General features: G+C 68.1%; 1 pseudogene. It reads left to right on the forward strand.

Going from position 1 to position 23,128, the window contains the following annotated elements:
• Nucleotides 1-23,128, forward strand: a pseudogene (locus FV217_RS17510) (GLUG domain-containing protein); the annotation flags it as partial.

Genomic DNA, 23,128 nt, shown 5'->3' on the forward strand with positions numbered 1-23,128 from the left:
GCCGGCGTCTCGGTCAGCGGCGGCGGCGCCGGTGCCGGCAACGTCATCACCACCAAGACGAACGCCTTCGTCGCCGACAGCCGTCTGACGGTGCGCGGGGGTGCTTCCACGGTCTCTGCGGAGTCGAAGTCCGACATCCAGGCGCTGATCGTAGCGGCGGCGATCGCTGCCGGCGGCGGCGGTGCGGCCGGTGTCGGCGTCTCGGTCGGCGTCGGCGGCGCGTCCAACGTTATTGGCAGCGGCAACGAGGTTCAGGCCTACCTCAGCAATTCGAGCTTCGATTCGGATTCCACGCTCGGAATCCGTGCGACCTCGAGCCAGACCATCAAGGCCGACGTCGCGGCGGTCTCCGCCGCGATCCAGGGCGGCGGCGCTGCCGGCGTCAGTGTGGCCGGCGCCGGTGTCGGCGCGACCAACACCATCGCGGTCAAGACTCGCGCCGCCATCGACGGCGACGGCACCGACGGCGTCAAGGCCGCTGGCATCGCCATCGCCGCCAAGGACGATTCGACGATCACGGCCTCCGTCGGCGCGGCCGGCATCGCCGGCAGCGGTGCGGGCGCGGTCAGCGTCGGCGTCGCGGTCTCCCTGTCCTTCGCCACAAACACGATCGGGAACACGGTCGAGGCGACGATCGGCAATGCCGACACCGGCGTCACCTCGACCTCCGGAGACGTCTCGGTCGAGGCGACCAGCGGCGGCGCGATCAAGGCGATCGCTTCGGCGGCGTCCCTCAGCTTCGGCGGCGCCGGAGCCGTCAACGTCCAGGTCTCGGGCGGCGGCGCCTCGGCGGTCAACATCATCACGACGAGCACCCGCGCAGTGATCGCGAAGGCCACGGGTCAGACGGCCCTCAACAAGGTCACCAGCGGCGCGGCACTCCGCGTCGCCGCGACGAGCAACCAGGACATCGACGCCACCGTGGTCTCGCTCGCCGCCGCCGGCGGCGGCGCGGGCGTCGCGAGCGTGCCGGTGGCGATCGGCCTCTCGGGCGCTCAGAACATCATCGGCAGCTGGAAGACGACCGCTGCGGACGGCTCGCGTCTCGACCAGCCGACGCTCGTCTCAGACGGCAGCGCCAAGGTCGAGGCAGTGATCGGCGACACGATCGTCGATGCGGCGGGTAACGTCGCTGTCACCGCGACGTCCGCCAGCACCATCGATGCCACCGTCGCGTCGGCCGCGGCCGTGGTGACGGGTGCGGCAGTGGCCGTGGGCGTCGCGGGCGCCGGCAGCTTCTCCGGCAACGCGATCAGCTTCGCCACGAAGGCGGCGATCGTCGGCGCGGGCAGCGTCACGGCAGCGGACGTCACCGTGCGCGCCAAGGATCAGGCCGCAATCAACGTCGATGTCGGCTCAGCCGCGGTCGCCGCCGCCTTCGGCGGCGTTGCCGGGGCTCCAGCGATCGGCGTCGCTACGGCCCTCAACGTCATCGACAACGCGCTGAGCGCGGTGATCGACGGCGGCAGCGTGACTGCGCGTTCGGGCGGAATCCGCGTCGAGGCGCTGGTTCCGGCCGACGATCCGGGCACTGCCGGCATTGAGGGTGCGAGCATCAAGGCCCGGGTCGCCGCGGCATCCGCCGCGATCTCGGGTGGCGGCGTCGCGGTCTCGGTTGCCGGCGGTGGTGCCGTCGCGACGAACCTGATCGGTGGCAGCACGAGCGCCAAGGTCAACGCGGCCACGCTGAAGGCCTCCGGCGACATCGTGGTCAATGCCGCGAACAACAGCCGCATCGAGGCTTCGGTGGCGGCGATCGCCGCGGGCGCCAGCGTCGGCGGCGTCGCAGTCGGCGCCAGCATCGGTGTCGGCGTCGCGACGAACCTGATCGGCAGCAGCCTCGGCTCGGCCCGGTCGTCCGCCCTCGTGATCGAGGCGGTCTCGAAGGACACGAAGATCGAGGCGCAGGGTAACCTGGACGTCACGGCCGTGTCCGGCCAGACGATCAATGCGACGATCCTGGCGGGCTCCGTCGCGATCAGCGCGGGCGCCATCGCCGTCAGCGCCGCCGGCGCGGGTGCCGGCACGCATAACCGCATCGCCGCGCAGGTCAGCGCGACCATCGACGGCGACGGCACCGACGGCCGCATCTCGGCCGGGACCGTCACCGTCTCGGCCCGCGACGCCTCGTCGCTCAGCGTCGACACCGGTGCGGCCTCTGTCGCGGCTTCGGTCGGTATCGTCGGCGGCGGCTCGGCGGCGATTGCCGTCGCCGCGGCCGACAACGTGATCGAGAACCGCGTCACGGCCGCGATCAGGAACGTCAACGACGGCTTGTCCGCCCGCAATGCGGTGAACGTGACCGCGACCGAAACGGCGACCCTGACGAGCCGTGCGCGTACGGCCGCCTTCGCTGCGAATTTCTCGCCCGTCGGCATTTCCATCTCCGGCGGCGGCGCCGGCACCGGCGACACCGTCAAGAGCACGACGACTGCCGGCATCTACGACAGCAAGGTGACCGCTGCGGGCAACGTCTCCGTCCGCGCATCGGATACGACGAGCGTCGATTCGCAGGTTCTCAGCATCTCCGTGGCAGGCGGCCTGCTCGCCCTCGCCGCCGGCGGTTCGGTGGCCACGGTCGAGGCACGGCCGACGGTCACGGCCGCGATCGAGGGTGGTAGCCTGTCCGCTGGCGATGTCAGCGTCCTCGCCACCGCGCTTCCGGCTGTCGTCGCCCGGGCCTCAGGCATCAATGCCGGCACTGCGGCGATCGGCGCTTCGGTTGCGCTCGCCAAGGTCGCAGCGATCGTCGATGCCCATACGAAGAACGTCGCGATCACCGCGGCGAGCCTTACGGTGCAGGGCAACCTGTCCCAGCAGGCCGGTAAGGAATCCGCTACCGCGAGCGCATCCGGCGCCGTCGGCGGCCTGATCGGCCTCAACTCGACGGTCACGACGGCCGAGAACGCCAGCAAGGTCACCGGCACGATCGACGTCGGCACGGTGCTCACCGTCAGCGGCGCGGTTGCCGTCACGGCGACGAGCACGACCAAGCAGAGCTCGAATGCCAGCAGCGCGAGCGTTGGCCTCGTTGCGGCCGGCGCCACCTTCGCTACGGCCAATTCGGCGACCGAGACGGCCGCCAAGGTCGCATCGCTGGGCAGGCTCAATGCCGGCTCGATGACGGTCACCGCTTCGGGGACCGACGACAACTTCGCCAAGTCGGTCGCCGGAAGCGGCGGCCTCGTCTCTGGCACGGCCGCGAGCTCCAGCACCACCACGGGCGGCAGCACCAGGGCCGATCTCGGCCTGGGCGTGACCATCGACCTGACGACGCGCAGCGACAGCACCGGCCTGTTCTACCTCGCGGCCGACCACACCGCGACGATCAACGGACAAGTGATCACCGACAGCTATGGTGCGCTCGCCGGTGCGGGTGCCGTCGTCACGAACGACGTCACGCATGCCGTCGCCGCCACCTTCGGCGCAGGTGTCCGCCTGACGGCACGCGACATAGTCGCGACTGCGACCAACACCGTGAACAAGCCGCAGCTCGGACAGGCCAACATCGTCGGCTCGACGGGCGGCATCGCCAGCGGCGCCTCGGCGCACAGCACCACCACCATCGACCTGACGACGAAGGTCACCGTCGATAGCAATGCCGGTCAGAAAACGAACCTGACCACCGTCGCGCGGGGCGGAAGCCAGGGCGGTATTCGCCTGGGGGCGACCAACGTCATCAACGCCTACGACAAGGTCTCCCTGACCACTGGCGGCGCGATCTCGGGGGCCGGCGCTTACTCGACCATCGAGACGCGCAACTTTCAGTCCCATGTCAACGTCGGCAGCAATGCGACGCTGTTCACGCTCGGAAACTTAGCGCTCTCGGCCAACGGCAACGGCTCGGCGAACGCGGTCTCGAACTCCGAGACCTACGGCGCGGCGACTGTCGCGGTCGGCAGCACGGCGGTGATCCTTAAGCCGGACAATTCGGTCAACATCGGCGCGAATGCCGACATCACCGCCTACGGCGATGCCGACTTCTTCGCCGGCACCAACAAGAAGGCCTACGACGACAGCTACGACACCTCCGCGACGACGGACAATTTCGCGGGCAGCGCGATCCCGATCTCGACGCTCGCCGCCAAGATCCGGGTGAGCGAGACCAACACGATCAAGGTCGATGGCGGTGCCACGATCAAGACGGCCGGTAACGCGAACCTCTTCACGAACCGGCAGGGCAATGCCGGCGCGCTGGCGCGGATGAAGGGCACGAATTGGACGACGGCGGTTGCCGGCGGCATCGACAGCGCGCTCGGCGGCTCGGCGATCACGCCGGTCGGCGACGCCCAGACCGGCTCGGTCGGCACCGTGATCGTCGACGGCAACATCGTCACCGGCATCACGCGCAACATCTCGATCGTTTTCGACGACCTGACCCGCGGCACCGGGGGCAACCCCCCGACCGTGATCACGGGCACGGTGAAGCTGAACGGCCAGAAATACGACGCGAACGGCAACCCGATCGCCGATAATGACGCGACGAAGAGCTTCACGATCTCCCTGGCGAACGGCGCGACCTCCGCCTCGGCCACTCTTCCGAAGCTGCCGATCACGGTCAGCCTGGGCTACACCAACGCGCAGTCGAGCCTGATCGCGGCCTTCGACGAAGCCACGAAGGGGCTTGCGACCTACAAGGACAACAGCACGCTCCAGGCCTATTATCAGGGCGAAGTAAACCGCATCAGGAATGAGCTACTCGCCGATGGTCTGGCTGAGCGCCAGATCGACTTTAGCGGCAAAGAAGTACTCGTTCCGGTCTTCAAGCAGGTGCAGGCGATCACGGTCAGCCCGTTCACGGCGGGCGCCGGCGGCATCTTCGTGCGGGCCGACGCCCTGCTCGGATCGGGCAAGCTCGACGCCGCGTCAGACACGAAGGTCGAGATTACCAACAACTCGGTGGCGAACCTCGTCATCGGCGGCATCACGATGCCGGAATCGAACGGCGGCACGTTCCTGAACGGCAACGTGGTGACGTCCGGCGGCGACGTGACCACGCGCCGGCAGGCCATCGCCACCGAGAACGCCAAGAGCCCGGACGCCGCGGCGGCCGCGATCGTTGCAGGCGGACGCGGCGTCTCCTTCTCGACGCTGACGGCCGGCGGCATCGCCACCGATGCCGTGAAGAGCGACATCTACCTCACGAATACCTCCGGCGCCCGCAATGGCAATTCTGCGCCTTCGGTCTTCGTCGTGGGCGATGTCTACGCACCGACTGCTGTCTTCCACGTGAAGACGGCGAGCGGCGGCGATCTGAGCATCACGGCCATGACCTCGGTGAAGAGCACCGATTTCGATGTCGGCGGTGCCGTCTCGATCGGCACCACGGAGGATCTGCGCACCTATTCCGTCGGCGGCGACCCCTACGGCCAGATCAAGACCGTGCTCGACACGGGCACCGGACCGCTGACGGCGAAGACCGACAGCGCCATCGCGACCGCGCTGGGCCAATCGACGGCGAGCCTCGTCGCGAGCGGCGCCGTCACGATCAAGGCGCAGTACCTCAATGTGAACGGTCTCGTGCAGAGCGGGCGCGACACCTACACCATCGTCATCGACCAGACGGTCGAGAACGAGATCCGGCAGATCATCAACAACCCGGGGCGCACGGCAAACCTCAGCTCGCTCACCCGTGACGGCTTCTCGGCGAGCTACAACCGCCAGACCGGCGCGATCGAGATCGACGAGATCGTCTCGACGGGCGGCCAGATCAACCTGACCGGCGTCATCGTCAACACCAACCAGGGTAAGGGCGAACTGCGCGCGCTTGGCGGCTATGCCAGCGTCAACGTCGTCAACAAGCTCAACCGGGACGTCGTCCTGAACCGCATCGACCTGTCGCAGCGCGGCGTCGGCGCGATCGACATCAAGGATCTCGCTTACAAGAACGACGCGCGGGACATCGCTTTCCGCCAAACCTTGATCAGGCAAGATGCTGCGGGGACAATCACGCGTTACAGCGCCGATTTGAGCGCGTCCGGCCGCGAGGTTGCGAAGGCCTCGGGCAGCCTGACCGACTACGCGCCGGTGAGCGGGTTCCGCTATGCCTTCACTATCGGGCAGGGCAACAAGAACACCTACAGCAAGACCATCGGCACGTCGTCCTGGGCCGGTATCGACGCCTTCGCGAAGAACCCGCCGGACCTCAGCACCTTCAACAAGGAAACCACCACGAAGGCGGCCCTACAGCCGGAATCCGCCTATTATTACATCGACGCGAGCAAGTCGGGTTACGCGTTCTTGGGCGCGCCCGAGTACACGCGCAGCGTCGAGCCGGCGAAGGAGGTCGCGAGCTGGACCACCAGCACGTGGTACGGTAAAAAAACCTACTATTCGAAGTTCCAGACGGTCGACTATACCGAAACGCAGGCGACCCATAGTCTCGAGGCCGATTACGGCATCAAGATCACCTTCACCGGCGGTCGCACGGGTACCGTGAACGTCGATTCGCAGGGCGCGGGACGCGTTCTGATTGCCGGCGGTATCAAGAACGATAACGGCACCACGACGATCGCGTCGGGCGGCACGATCGAGCATCTCGGCTCGACCGCGGCCGTCACGGGCTCGCGCGTCGTGTTGAGCGCCGTAGGCGGGATCGGCGGTGTCGCCCCCGTCATCAAGACCGACGTCAATACGCCTGCCCCCGTCAAAGCCATCAGCGATCTGCTCGCCGAGAACACCAAGGGTCTCAACGTCACCACCGTCGGTGCCGGCAACAGCCTCACGGCGACGACCACGCAGGGCAATATCAACCTCAACGTGCGGACGCTCGACAACGAGCTCGGCATCGACAGGATCGCCGCAGGCGGCGGCTACGACGTCAAGCTCGTCTCCTCGGCCGGCGTGAAGACCCAGGGCAGCGGCGTCATCGCCGGCGGCTCGCTCAATCTGGCGGCCGGCGGCCGTCTCGGCTCCGAGGCCGCGCCGATCAAACTCGATGGCGGCAGCACGGGCCGCGACAAGACCGATATCGTCGCAGGCGGCACTGTCGGCGTTCAGGAAATCGCGGGCGATCTGCGCCTCAACAGCCTCACCGCCAACGGCGACGTCTACATCAAGGTCGACGCCGGAGATCTGCTCAACGTCAACAGCGTCGTGGTGCGCGACACCCGCGTGGTGTCGCAGCTCGTCAACGGCGTCTGGAAGGACCTCGCCCTGACGACGGCGGATGCCGATCGCAAGTATCAGGCGACGCTCAATGCCTTCGAGACCACCCGCGAGGGCGACTACAACGCCTACTGGTCCTACCGGAAGCAGCAGCCGAATACGGCCGGCGCCATTACGCTCAGCACGACGAATGGCGAGCGCGACTACTACACTAAACTCTACACGGACCAAGCGGTGAGCCAGGGCGTCACCGATGTCGCGACCTACGTCGCCAAGGCGATCACCGCTCTCGAGACGAACCGCACGCTGCAGTACCACACGCTGCACGAGCAATACGGCGTCTACGGCGACGTCTATCACGCCGACCTCGCCGGCGATTACGCGGCCTATTGGGCCTACCGCGCACAGCAGGGCGCCGGCGCGTACAGCTCGACCTACACGGTGAAGGCGACCGCTCAGGAGCTCGCCAAGATCCAGGCGGCGACGCATGCCGCGCCGATCCCCGGCGACGCGATGATGGCGGTCGTCACCGCCCAGATCGCGGACTTGGAGGACCAGCGGACGGCGGCCTATACCGCCCTCCGGGCCAGGTTCGACGGTGTCACCGATCCCACGCAGGTCTCGGCCGGCGATCAGGCGGCGTATGCGCTCTATTCCGGATACCGGGCCGCCTTCGACGCGAATGCGGGCAAGGTCCGCCTGAGCGTTGCCGAGATCACCGGCCTCTACACCACCGCAATCCAGGCCGAGGCGCGCAACCTCCGGCTCGCCGGCACCGATCTCCAGACTTACGTCACCGCGCAGATCCAGCGGATCCAGGACTCCAGGACCGCCGACTACGACAACCTGAAGTCGTATTTTACAGGCTTCGTCAGCACAACGGTGACGGACTTTGCCGCTCAGTACGCTCAGTATTGGCAGCTGCGCGAAGCCCAGGTTCCGGGTGATACGCCATCCGCGACCTACACCGCCCTCGACACGGTGTTCTCGCGTTTCGGCGACGCGTATCTGCCGAAACTCGCCGCGGCCTACACGATCTACAGCGATTACAAGACGGCGATCACCGGGGCCGAACTCACCGCGCTGACGGCACAACTCACCACGGAGGCGGCGACGCAGACGTTGGGCGAGGCTGCCCTGCGCATGGATACGTCGGCGAGGGTCGCCACTGTCGAGGCCGGGCTGAAGGCCACCTATGCGTCGCTTCATGCGACGTTCGGCAGCCTCGGTACCGTCTACGACGCCGCGAAGGTCGCAAACCTGACCTCGGCCGAGCAGGCGTCCTACGAGACCTACTGGAACTACCGCAATCAGCAGGTCGATCCGTCGATCTACAACGCATCGTTCGCACCACGCCTGACGGGCCAGGCGCTCGCCGACGCGGTGGCGGCGGCCCGTGCGGCCGCCGTCGCGGCGAATGCCGGCTCGACGGCGATCACGGCTGCCCTCACCGCCGCTCAGACGGCGCGCGAAACCAAGCTCACGGCGCAGTATGCCGAGCTCAACACCTTCTTCAACAAGCTGCCTGCCTCGTACGAGACGAACGCCCTCACCGCACAGAAGCAGGCGGCACCCGCCTTCTTCGTCGACCAGGCGACGGCCGACGGCATCAACGCCGGCATCAAGCGGTGGACACAGGACGAACTCCTGGGCGCGGTCGGCCAGGGCCTGCTCAAGGAGGTCTCCAGCACGATCACGAACAGCAACCCGATCATCAAGGGCGCCAACGTCCGTATCGTGACATCGGGGAACGTCGGCTCGGTGAGCGGTACGACGCTGATCGGGTTCGGCACCAACAAGACGCCGCTGACCACGGACCAGCAGATCGACCTCGGCGCCGCAGAGCGCAGCGATCTCGTCTTCCTGACGAAGGCTCCGATCGTGACCGGCACCGTCGTCTTCGGACATGACGGGACCAAGGGGACGGTGACGCTTCAGGGCGGCGGTGCGTGGGATGCCGCGACCTTCTTCAAGGACGGCAACCTCTTCGACGGGACGCTCTACATCGGCGGCCTGTCGGCGAACGCCAACGGCCAGACCGGCAAGGTCTTCAAGATCCTCAGCGTCGTGGGCTCGGTGATCACCGTCGACCAGCGCTTCGACCAGGAGGGCCTCGGCCGCGGCCTGAGCTTCGGCGTCAGCATCGCCGTGAACGGCGAGGCGCCGCGGGCCAGCGCCGTCACCTCCATCGACCTCCTGAAGGCGGCCCCGACGACCGTCGACGTCACGTTCAGCAACGACACAGCGGCCCAGCAGGGCATCCTGACGCGCAGCAGCGGGACCTGGGACGCTTCCTACGCCGTCGGCGACACGCTCTACATCGCCGGCCAGACTCGGAACACGACGGCGGTCGCGTCGAACGTCTACGAGATCGCCTCGGTCAGCGGCGGCGTGATCCGCCTCAAGGTCGGCCAGCTCTTCGATACCCGCACGGTGAGCGGCCGGCAGGCCGCCAGCGCGGCTGCGAAGGTCGACGTCGGCGTGCGTGCGTCCACCGGGACGGGCGTCTACGTCATCAACCGTGTGTTCGCCGATGCCGACGACACCTTCGTGGCGGACGGTTTCACGAACGGCATGCGCATCGGCGTGGCCGGCGGCTTCGGCGTGAAGACCGCCAACGCCACCAGCGCCGAGCAGAGCTACACCATCGCCACGGTGAGTGCGGCTAGCCTGGTCCTCGACGCTAGCAAGAAACCGACGGTCGAGAGCGGGCGCAACCTGATCGTCTTCCAGTCGAAGACCGATCCCAACAACCCCTTCGCCAAGATCACTCAGGTCCTCATCCAGAAGCGCAAGCCGGTCGTGCTGGCGAATACCGGTACGCTCGACGTAAGCGCTGGCGGGCAGATCTACGTCGACGTTCCCACCACCACTGCACTGACGATCGGCAGCGTCGAATCGACGGGCACAAAGGAAATCCGGCTCAAGACCGGCGCCGGCCTCGTCAACGGCGGCGCCGACGGCACCGTCAACGTCAAGGGCGGCGATACCGTCCTCGAGGGCGGCACCGGCGGCATCGGAACCGCGCAGAAGGCGCTCGGCATCGATCTCGGCGCCACGAACACCATCGCGGTGCGGGCCGACCAGAGCATCTTCGTCACCGAGAAGACCGGCAACCTGAACCTCGAATCCGCCTTCTCGGCGGGCGGCGACGTCACCTTCGTGGCGACCTCGGGCAGCATTCTCGACGGCATCGGCTCCGACACGAACAAGATCGTCGCCAACAACGTCTACCTGACGGCTTCGGGCGCGATCGGTTCGAAGACCGACGCGATCGAGATGAAGCTCGGCGGCACGGTCCGCGCGAGCGCCACCGGCGACATCGTGCTGAGCGAGACGCAGGGCACCATGAAGGTGGTCGCGATCACCACGAAGGGCGACGTGGTGCTGAAGGCCACCGCGTCGATCATCGACGGGGGTGATCTCACCACGCCGACCGACATCGACTCCGCGCCGATCGCCGGCTCGGGCCGTGTCAACATCAGCGGCCGCTCGATCGATCTCAACGCCAAGGACGGCATCGGCAGCCTGAGCGACACGCTCGGCCACGAACTCGAGATCGACAGCAATGTCGGCGGCACCACGAACGGTGTCGTGACTTTGACGGCCGGGGCGAACCACATCGCCGTCGTGGAAACCGCGGGCGACCTCTATCTCAACACCGTCGGCACGGATGCGAGCCACACCGCGTTCATCACCGCGACGACCGGGAGCATCCTGAACGGGGCGACCCGATACTTCGACACCGACAAGTTCAACACCGATACCAACCTCACCTCGGGCAAGGCCTACCTGATCGCCTCGGGCAGCATCGGCACCGAGACCCGGCGTATCGTCGCCAAGATGGTCAGCACGGACAGCGATGCGTTCGGTGGCATCGAGGGCTCGTCGGGTAACGACTTCTGGCTGTGGAACATCGGCGGCCTGCGTGTCGGCGGCGTCAACGCGGCGTCCACCGTCGGCGTGAAGGCCGGCGGCAAGCTCGGTATCCGCACGTCGAGCCCCGTCGAAGTGTCGAAGGACATGATCGCCAAAGCCTCCATCCTGGTGGAGTCCGGCGAGGAGACGAGCCGGTCCGACGACAACCTCACCGTGAAGGCGGGCGTCACGATCTTCTCGACAGAGGGCTCGGTCGAGCTGAATGCCGGCGACGATCTCATCGTCGAGAGCACGGCCGTCGTGAAGGCGAAGGGCACCATCACCCTGAGAGCCGACTGGAACCGGGATACCCACACGGCGTCCAACGACGCCACGGCGACCATCGACCTGAAGGGCACCTTCGTCGGCGCCTCGATCGAGATCGACGGCAGCACCAAGGGCGGCCAGATCCTCCTGAACGGCAGCTTCACGACGGGCACCCGCTCGATCACCGGCGAAGGCTCTGTCGCCAACATCGTGGAAGGCTCCGTCACGCGCGGCGGCTCGATCGCGATCAATGCTCTGAGCGGCGGAACCGGAAACAACGCGGTCACGCTCGGCGGGACCTATTCGACCGGCGCGATGAGCATCACCACCGGCGGTGCGACCGACCAGATCGACCTGCGGGGCAGCTACACGGCGGATACGCTCTCGATCGATGCCGGGCCGGGCGCCGGGCGGAACGACGTCACGCTGACGGGTTCGTACCAGATCGGGGATGAGTTCAGGATCCGCGGTGGATCCGGCATCGACACCCTGACCGACTCCCGTATGGTCAACGGCGTGACGACGAGAGCCGACATCAAGGCCCGCTCGCTGTCGATCAACCTGGGCGACGGCGCCAACAGCGCGAGCCTGACGGGCAGCTACGACGTTTCCGGCTCTCTGGAGTTCGTCAGCGGCAGCGCCGACGATGCCATCACCCTGACGGGCGGCATCAAGGCCGGCAGCTTCACCCTCGATGCGGGCGGCGGCAACAACACCCTGATGCTTTCGGGCAGCTACACCGTCACCAACGCGCTCACGATCCGCACCGGCTCGGGCAACGACACCATCGACCTGCAGGGCAGCTACACTGCCGGCTCGATGGCGGTGGATGCCGGTGCCGGCGACAACGCCATGACTCTGACCGGAACGTACCGGATCACGAACGGCTTCACGATCACCGGCGCCGCCGGCACCGACACGCTGACCGACCTGCGCGTCGTCGGCGGCACGGTGTCCAAGGCCGATGTCGAGGCGAAATCCGTCGCGATCAACCTCGGCGACGGCACGAACACGGCGACGCTCACGGGCAAGTACCGGATCACGGACGCCTTCACGCTTACCACCGGGGCCGGCCTCGACACCCTGACCGACTACCGCCTCGTCGGCGGAGCGGTCACGGATTCCATCGATCTTGAGGCCGGTCGGATCGCGGTCGCGCTCGGCAACGGCGCCAACGGCGTCGGCCTCGCCGGCACGTACACCGCCAAGGCCGATTTCATCCTGAACACCGGGGCGGATGCCGACACCGTCGTCGACGCGGCTCTCGACGGCAGCACCGTCGTCAAGACCGCGACGATCAACGCAGCCGACATCGTGCTGAACCTCGGCGCGGGCGACAACGCCCTGACGCTACTCGGCACCACGATCGCGACCTCGACGCTGGCGATGACCAGCCTCGGCGGACGCGACCGCTTCGCCCTGCGCGGCCGGATGCAGTCCTCGACGACCACGATCAGCCTCGGCGCGGGCGACGACACCCTCGACCTGGCGCCCATCTCCATCGCGGGCAACACGAAGGTCTATGGCCAGGACGGCGCGGACGCGATCAACGTCGATCGCCTGCCCGAGCTGACCAGCAAGACCGGCAGCCGCACCGACACGCTCGACATCGACGGCGGCCAGGATTCCGATGCGATCCGCATCCAGCTGGCCGGGACGTCGTCCTATCGCATCAACGTCCACGACTCGGGCGACGCGAACCGCGGTGTCGATACGCTGACCATCCTCGGCACGGATGCCGCCGACCAGTTCCTGATGCGCCGCAACTTCGTGGCGCTCACCCACCCGAATACCGACGGCACCTACACCAACACCGCCGTCGAGCGGATCAACTACGACATGAGCGTCAACGGGCGCGTCATCGTCGAGGGCGGCAAGGGCGCCGACCGCTTCGCCATGGATGACAACGCCGCGCTGATGACGGTCGACGGCGGCGAGGGCAACGACGTCTTCCAGATCGGCCAGGTCTTCGCGACCCCGCGCGACACGGCCAACGGCCTGCTTGAGGAAGACGCATTCGAGACGACAAAGCTGTCGTTCGGCGGCTACCTGTCGCGCGGCATCTCGATCCCGACGGTGATCTATGGCGGCGTCGGCGACGACACCTTCCAGATCTACTCGAACAAGGCGGACCTGCGCCTTGAGGGCGAGGACGGCGACGACACCTTCATCGTGCGCGCCTTCGCCACCGACCAGGCGAACAAGATCAAGCTCAATGCCGGCGCCGGCAACGACCGGATCGAATACAATATCAACGCGCCGCTCGACATCGACGGCGGCTCCGGATTCAACAAGATCGTCGCGCTCGGCACCGAGTTCAACGACACCTTCGTCGTCACCAGCGGCGGCATCTTCGGCGCCGGCCTGTCGATCCGCTTCACCAACATCCAGGCGGTCGAGGTCGACGGCCTGGAGGGCGACGACACCTTCTACGTCCTGTCCACGCCGGCCGGCGTGGTCACGACGCTCATCGGCGGCCTCGGCAGCGACACCTTCAACGTTGCCGGCGACGTCAGCGGCGAGGTCGTGGCGCGCGACGCCAAGGGCAACTCGGCGGTCATCAACCACACGATCGCGAGCAGCGACAAGCGCTTCGACGGCCTGTTCGTGCAGGGCATCAACGCCTCCGTCTCGGCGGCCGACGGCGGTGCCGTCAGCGACGAGGGCGGCCTGACGCTGCGCGAGGACTCCGTCATCACGACGCCGAACGCCGAGGGCAGCAGCGTCGGCATGTATACGATCCTGCCGCCGTCGCCGAAGACGAAGCCACTCCTCGCGAGCGACACGGCCGTGATCACGGTCTCGGCCGCACAGGCCTCGTCGCAGTCGCGCGCGCTCGGCGGCAATGCCGGCACGGTCGCGGTCTCGAGGGACGGCAATTCCTACGCCGACATGCTGACGCTGACCTTCACGGCCGTTTCCGACGGCAATGGGGGCTTCATGTGGTCGCCGGCGCAGACGGTCTTCGTCCGCGCCAAGTCCGATACGGCGCTCGAGGGCGATCAGAACGTCGCCATCGGCCACTCGGTGGTCAGCACGAACTCCGACGTGAACGGCACCTACGTGCGCACCGCGCTCGTCAAGGTCATCGACAACGACAAGCCAGGCCTGATCATCGTCGAGAGCGGCGGCAGCACCGCCGTGATCGAAGGGGCCCAGGGCCGTCCCAGCCAGGCTCAGAACAAGGACGGCTACACCCTCGTCCTCAACAACGCGCCGTTGGCGAACGAGACGGTGCGTGTCACGCTCAACGTGCCGACCTCCCAGCTCTCGCAACTGGTCTTCACCGACGCCCTGGGCAATCTCCTGCCGAAGGACGGCGGCTTCGCGTACCTCACGTTCAATGCCAGCAACTGGAACATAGCCCAGACCGTGAACGTGGCCTCGCCGGCCGACACCACGCCCGAGAACCGCTTCGTGGCCGAGATCAGCCATGTCGTGACCAGCAGCGTCGGCGGCACCAGCCAGGAGGGCTTCTTCAAGGCGGCGCTCGTCGGGACGCCGGTCGTGCGCGTGCAGGTCACGGACGGCAACACGGCGGGTGTCGTGGTGACCCCGGCTGCCGGCGGCGTCGCGGTGACGCCGAACCAGGATTCCTACTACGACCTCGTCCTGACGACGGCGCCGACCGGCCCGGTCACGATCAGCCTCGCGGGCGACGGGCAGACCATCACGGCCAGCAACGACAGCCGCTTCAAGGCGGCGACCTCCACGAGCCCGGCCACCGTCACCTTCGACGCCTCGAACTACGATCAGGCCGTACGCGTGATCGTGAAGCGCAATCCGAACGCCGCGCAGGCAACGTCGGACGTCAAGACCTTCTCACGCCAGCCGCACGACCTCAGCCGCATAGAGGGCCCGCTGGTCCTCGAGGGCGGTGTCGGCCCCGAGAGCCGTTCGCTCACCCCGGCCATCGTCCTGCCCGGCGAGAACAATCCGTCCGTCGACCGCAAGATCATCGATGACGGCCTGCCGGACTTCGACAAGGTCACGCTCTACAACGACACCATCTCGGTCGGCGTCTCGGGCACCCTGAGCTCGGACAAGGTCACCGGCTTCAGCCACATCGACGGCTTCGGCATGTCGACGAACGACGTCTCGACGGCGACGAGCGGCAGCGCCAACGTCCGCACCTTCGACGGCGGCGTCACCTACCGCGGCATGCGCTCGGTCGAGCTGCTGCTCGGCTCCGGCGCGGACAACGTCACGGTCACGGGCACGGCGCTCGATGCCCTGACGGCGATCCATGGCGGCGGCGGTGCCGACACCATCCGCGTGACCGGCTCCGAGGGCACGCTCGCCCTGTTCGGCGATACCACGGCGGACAACAGCCGCTACAACTCCACGCCGACGAACCCGACCGGCCGCGCCTTCGCCTTCCGCGACGAGGGCACGATCGGACCCGACGGACGTCCGGTCAGCCTCAACGACACCATCGACGCCTCGGGCGCGACGGGCCTCGTCATCATCGACGGCGGCGCGGGCGACGACACCATCATCGGCGGCCAGGGCCGCAACATCATCGCCGGCGGCACGGGGAACGACACCATCACCGGCGGCCCTGCCGCCGACGTCATCCTCGGCGATTCGAGCTTGAACCTCGACGACGTCCGCCGCTTCGTGACCATCGCCGACCCCTTCGTCGGCGAGGCACGGGCCGCGGGCACCGACACCATCGACGCCAAGGCCGGCGCGAACGTCCTCATCGGCGATCACGGCCAGATCTACCAGGACGGCTCGACGACCGCCGGCATCGCGCTGGAAGGCACCCACGTCGTCAGCCGTGTCGTCTCGACCTACACGGGCGTCGGCGGCGGCGACACGATCACCGCGACGGACGGCGACAACGTGATCCTCGGCGGCTTCGGCGCCGACAGGATCACCGCGGGCGCGGGCAACCACGTCATCCTCGGCGATAACGGCGAAGCCCTGTTCACGGCCGGCGTTCTGACGAGCCTGAGCAGCATCTTCGGTACGATCGGCGGCGACGACACGATCAAGGCGGCCGACGGCAACACCACGATCATCGGCGGCGCCGGCAAGGACGGCATCACGGTCGGCGTCGGCACGCAGGTCATCCTCGGCGACACCGGTCAGGCGACCTTCGTTCCTGGCACGCGCAGCGTGAACGGCGTTCCCCTGCAGGTCCCCGTCCTGATCGCGATCAAGACGGCCGACGACGAGGCCGCGATCGGCGGCGACGACGTCATCACGGCGGCCGACGGCAACGTGACAGTCATCGGCGGCGCGGGTTCGGACAAGATCACCCTCGGCAAGGGCACGCAGGTCGTGCTCGGCGACAGCGGCTCGGCCACCTTCGAGAACGGTCTGATCGCCACGGTGACCTCGATCGCGACCACGGTCGGCGGCAGCGACACGATCGAGGCCAAGGACGGCAACACCACGATCCTCGGCGGATGCGGCGCGGACGGCATCACGGTCGGCGCGGGCAACCACGTCATCCTCGGCGACAACGGCAAGGCACTGTTCACCGCAGGCCGCCTCGTCTCGATCGAGAGCCTCGATCCGACGGTCGGCGGCGACGACGTCATCACGGCGGCCGACGGCGACGTCACCCTCATCGGCGGTGCCGGCGCCGACAAGATCACCTTGGGCGCTGGCCGTCAGGTCGTGCTCGGAGACAGCGGCTCGGCCACCTTCGAGAACGGCCTGATCGCCACGGTGACCTCGGTCGCCACCGCGATCGGCGGCAACGACACGATCGAAGCCAAGGACGGCGACACCACCATCCTCGGCGGTGCCGGCGCGGACAAGATCACGGTCGGCGTGGGCAACCACGTCATCCTCGGCGACAACGGCAAGGCGCTGTTCGCTGCCGGCCGCCTCGTTTCGATCGAGAGCATCGATCCGTCCATCGGCGGCGACGACGTCATCACGGCGGCCGACGGCAACGTGACCGTCATCGGCGGCGTGGGTGCGGACAAGATCACGCTCGGCAAGGGTCGTCAGGTCGTGCTCGGCGACAGCGGTTCCGCGATCTTCGAGAACGGCTTGATCGCGACGATCACCTCGGTCGCCACGGATATCGGCGGCAACGACACGATCGAGGCCAAGGACGGCGACACCACCATCATCGGCGGTGCCGGCGCGGACGGGATCACGGTGGGCGCGGGCAACCACGTCATCCTCGGCGACAACGGCAGGGCGCTGTTCGCGGCCGGCCGTCTCGTCTCGATCGAAAGCATCGATCCGGGTATCGGCGGCAACGACACCATCACGGCGGCCGACGGCAACGTCACGGCGCTGGGCGGCGCCGGCGCCGACACGATCACGCTGGGCAAGGGCACGCAGGTCGTGCTCGGCGACAGCGGCTCGGCCACGTTCGAGAACGGCCTGATCGCGACGATCACCTCGGTGGCCACCGATATCGGCGGCAATGACACGATCACGGCTACCAGCGGCGACACCACCATCCTCGGCGGTGCCGGCGCGGACGTCATCAAGGTCGGCACGGGCAACCACGTCATCCTCGGCGACAGCGGCAAGGCCGTGTTCCGCAACGGACGTGCCCAGCGCATCGAGTCGATCACGCCGGATGTCGGCGGCGCCGACATCATCGAAGCCAAGGACGGCAATTCCCGGATCATCGGCGGTGCCGGTGCCGACGAGATCACCACCGGCGCGGGCAACCACGTCATCCTCGGCGACAGCGGTGAGGCCGACTTCACCGAGACCGTCACGGGCGGGGTGACGACGAGCCGGCTCGCGCGCATCGCCACCACCGCCACGGCGATCGGCGGCGCAGACAAGATCACCTTCGGCGAAGGCAACAACGTCGTTCTCGGCGGCGCGGCCGGCGACATCATCAAGGGCGCCGACAAGGGCGCGGTGATCCTGGGCGACAACGGTGTCGTCACCTTCGACGCCGCCGGCCGGATCCTGCGCGCGCTCTCGATCGACACGGCGGTCGGCGGCGACGACACCATCGAGATCGGCGACGGCGACAACGTCGTGCTCGGCGGCTACGGCCGCGACGGCATCACCATCGGCAACGGCAACAACGTCGTCCTCGGCGACAGCGGCCAGGCCGATTTCGAGGCTGGCGCCATCGTCGAGATCGCCAGCACCAGCCCGGAGGTCGGTGACAGGGACACGATCAAGCTCGGCCGCGGCCGCAACACCGTCATCGCCGGTGCCGGCGGCGACAGCGTCACGGCCGGCGACGGCGCGAACGTGGTCCTCGGCGATGCCGGCTACGCCCGCTTCACCGCGGCCGGACTGCCGATCATCGTCGAGACCACCTACGACAACGTCGGGGGCAGCGACCAGATCACGGTCGGCAACGGCGACAGCGTGATCCTCGGCGGCTCGGGCGGCGACCTTATCGTTGCCGGCGACGGACGCGCGGTCGTTCTCGGCGACAACGGTCAGGCCACCTTCGACGCCCTTGGCCGCGTCGTACAGGCCGCGACCACCGCAGCTACCTCCGGTGCGCGCGACGAGATCACCCTCGGCAACGGCGGCAGCGTGGTCATCGGCGGCGTCGGCGCCGACAAGATCGTCACCGGATCCGGCTCGGACGTGATCCTCGGCGACAACGGCAGCGTCGTCTTCAGCAACGGCGTGCTCGTCTCCGTCGAGACCCTCGAATCCACCTTCGGTGCGGGCGATCTGATCCTGGCCGGCGAGGGCGACAACGTCGTGTTCGGCGGCGTCGGGGCCGACGATATCACCACCGGCTCGGGTGCCGACGTGATCCTCGGCGACGACGGTCAGGCGACCTTCTTGCTGGGCAAGCTCGTCCGCGTCACCACCAAGAACGAGGGCGTCGCGGGCGACGACACCATCCGTGCGGGCGACGGCGCCAACGTCGTGCTCGGCGGCTCCGGCAACGACGGCATCACCACGGGCCTCGGCGACGACGTCGTGTTCGGCGACAACGGTGCCGTCGATTTCGTGAACGGCGTCCGCTTCGAAGCGCTCAGCGAGCGTGCGGGCGGCGGTGGCCGCGACACTATCGTGACGGGCGCGGGCGCCGACCTCGTGATCGGCGGCCTCGGGGCCGACAGCATCGATGCCGGCAAGCTCGACGGCGATGACGACATCGTCTTCGGCGACAATGGCCACGTGACCTTCGACGTCCTCGGCCGGGTCACCCTCGCCGAGACGATGGACGCGACGCTGGGCGGCGACGACATCATCGAGACTGGCGCGGGAAAGAACATCGTATTCGGCGGTGTAGGCTCCGACGCGATCACCACCGGCAAGGATGCGGACATCGTCCTCGGCGACAACGGCGCCGTCACCTTCTCGGGCGGAGTCCGTCTCGAGGCGACGAGCGACCGCAACGGCGGCGCGGCCGACACCATCGTGACCGGCGCAGGTGCCGACCTGGTCATCGGTGGCCTCGGCGGCGACAGCATCGATGCCGGCAAGGACGATGGCGATGACGACATCGTGTTCGGCGACAACGCTCACATCACCTTCGACATCCTCGGCCGTGTCACGCTGGCCGAGACGATCGATGCGACCCTCGGCGGCGACGACCGGATCGAAGCCGGCGCGGGCGAGAACATCGTCCTCGGTGGTGCGGGTTCGGACACGATCATCACGGGTGCGGGCGCCGATGTCGTCCTCGGCGACAACGGCAAGGTCCTGTTCACGGGCGGAATCCGCCTGGAGGCCATGAGCGACCGGAACGGCGGCGGCGGCGATACCATCACCACAGGCGCCGGTGCCGACCTGATCCTCGGCGGCCTCGGGGCCGACACGATCGACGCAGGCATCGACGACAGCGATGACGACATCGTCTTCGGCGATAACGGCCACGTCGTCTTCGACCCGAGCGGCCGCCTGAAGCGGGCCGAGAGCATCGATCCCGGCTTCGGCGACGACGACACCATCGTGGTGGGCGGCGGCGACAACCTCGTCATCGCCGGCACCGGCGCCGACAAGGTGACCGCGCTTGGCGGCAACGACACCGTGCTCGGCGACGACGGCCGCGTAACCTTCGAGACCGACGGCCGCGTGAAACGCGCCGAGAGCATCGATCTCGGCTTCGGCGGCAACGACGAGATTACTGTCGGCGCCGGCAACAACCTCGTCATCGCGGGCGGCGGCAGCGACGTCGTCACCGCGCTTGGCGGCAGCGACGTCGTCCTCGGCGACGGTGGTTCGGCGGAATTCGACGGCGGCGTACGCCTCGCATTCGTCTCGATCGACATCGTCGGCGCCGGCAACGACCGGATCACCGTCGGCGACGGCGAGAACATCGTCCTCGGCGGCGCGGGTTCGGATACCATCATCACGGGCGCGGGCGCCGACATCGTTCTCGGCGACAACGGGTCCATCACCTTCGCAGGCGGAATCCGTCTCGACGTGACGAGCGACCGCGTCGGCGGCGCGGCCGATACCATCACGACGGGTGCCGGCGCCGATCTCGTGCTCGGCGGCCTCGGCGGCGACGTCATCGACGCAGGCTCGACGGACGCGGATGCCGACATTGTGTTCGGCGACGACGGCCACGTCACATTCGACGCACAGGGCCGTGTCATCCGCGCAGAGAGCCTTGATCCGGGCTTCGGCGGCAACGACACCATCGATGTCGGCGGCGGTGACAACATCGTCATCGGCGGCACCGGCAGCGACGTGATCACCGCGCTCGGCGGCAGCGACGTCATAATCGGCGACGTCGGCTACGCGGTGTTCGAGCAGGGCGTGCGCGTCGAGTTCGCGTCGTCCGACACCAACGACGGCGGCAACGACCGCATCCAGGCCGGCGCCGGTGACAACCTCGTCATCGGCGGTTCGGGCAGCGACACCATCACGACCACCGGCGGCGCCGACATCGTTCTCGGCGACAACGGTCTCGTCGCTTTCGAGCTCGGCATCCGGGCACGTGTGCTCAGCGACCGCGACGGCGGTGCGCGCGACATCATCGCCACGGGGGCGGGCGCCGACCTGGTGCTCGGCGGCCTCGGCTCCGACACGATCGACGCAGGCAAGATCGACGCCCTCACGGACGATACCGATGCCGACATCGTCTTCGGCGACGACGGCCAGGTCACGTTCGACGCCTTCGGCCGCGTCCGGCGCGCCGAGAGCCTCGATATCGGCTTCGGCGGCGACGACGAGATCCGTGTCGGCGGCGGCGACAACATCGTCATCGGCGGCACCGGCAGCGACATCGTCACCGCGCTGGGCGGCGACGATGTCGTCCTCGGCGACAACGGCTACGCCGTGTTCGAAGCCGGCGTGCGCGTCGCCTTCGTCTCGACCGACACCTTCGACGCCGGCAACGACCGGATCGATGCCGGCGACGGAGACAACCTCGTCATCGGCGGCTCGGGCAGCGACACCATCACGACCGGCACAGGCGCCGACATCGTCCTCGGCGACAACGGCCGCGTCGACTACGCGCTCGGCATCCGCTCCGTCGTCCAGAGCGACCGCGATGGCGGCGCGCGCGACATCATCCGCACCGGTGCAGGTGCCGACGTCGTGTTGGGCGGTCTCGGTGCCGACAGCATCGACGCCGGCAAGGACGACGCCCAGTCGGACGTCGTGTTCGGCGACAACGGCCGCCTGACCTTCGACGCCTCCGGCCGCGTCAAACGGGCCGAGAGCTTCGACCCGACCTTCGGCGACGACGACATCATCGAGGTCGGCGGCGGCGACAACGTCGTCATCGGCGGCACCGGAAGCGACACGATCACCGCGCTCGGCGGCAACGACGTCATCCTGGGCGACAATGGCTACGCGATCTTCCAGGCCGGCGTTCGCGTCGAGTTCGCCTCGACCGATCCGGATGACGGCGCGCGCGACGTCATCAAGGGCGGCGACGGCGACAACATCGTCATCGGCAGCGTGGGCGCCGACGACATCACCACCGGCTCGGGCGCCGACATCCTGCTCGGCGACATGGGCGTCGTCCGCTTCGAAGACGGCCTCGTCAGCGAGGTCTACACGACCGAGGAGCGCAGGGGTTCCGGCGACGTCATCAAGGGCGGCGACGGCGACAACATCGTCTTCGGCGGCGCCGGCCGCGACGAGATCACCACCGGCTCGGGCGCCGACCTGATCCTCGGTGATTTCGGCGAGGCGAGCTTCATCGACGGGCGCTTGGTGCGGGTGGCCTCGCTCTATCCGACGCGCGGCGACGACGACACGATCACGGCGGGCGACGGCGATAACGTCATCCTCGGCGGCTTCGGCAGCGACACGATCGTCGCGGGCGCCGGTGCGGACGTGGTGCTCGGCGACAACGGCCTCGCGACCTTCCGTAAGGACGGCAAGCGGATCCTCGTCCGCACGACGGATCCAGAGATCGGCGCAGCCGACAGGATCACTCTCGGCGAGGGCAACAACCTCGCCCTGGGCGGTGCGGATGCCGACGCGATCACCTCCGGCGCGGGTGACGACGTCATCGTGGGTGACCACGGCTCCGTGAGCTACGACGCGGCCGGCCTCCTGGCGCAGGTCCTGTCCACCGATACCGGGATCGGCGGCAACGACACGATCACGGCCGGCGACGGCAGCGACGTGATCGTCGGCGGCTTCGGCTCCGACACGATCACGGCCGGCAACGGCGCCAAGATCGTGCTTGGCGACAGCGGCCGTCTCGACTTCACGGCCGGTGTGATCACCCTGGCGCAGACGCTCGATGCCAGCATCGGCGACACCGACACGATCAAGCTCGGCACGGGCAACAAGCTCGTGCTCGGTGGCGCCGGCAGCGACCGGATCGAAGGCCTCGCGGGCGACGCGGTGGTGCTCGGCGATGCCGGCCTGGTGCGGTTCGTCAACGGCAAGCCGGTTCGTGCTGAGAGCACGGACGTCACGGTCGGCGGTGACGATACGATCACGCTCGGCGCCG

It is taken from the genome of Methylobacterium sp. WL9 (assembly GCF_008040035.1).
Classification (GTDB): Bacteria; Pseudomonadota; Alphaproteobacteria; order Rhizobiales; family Beijerinckiaceae; genus Methylobacterium; species Methylobacterium thuringiense.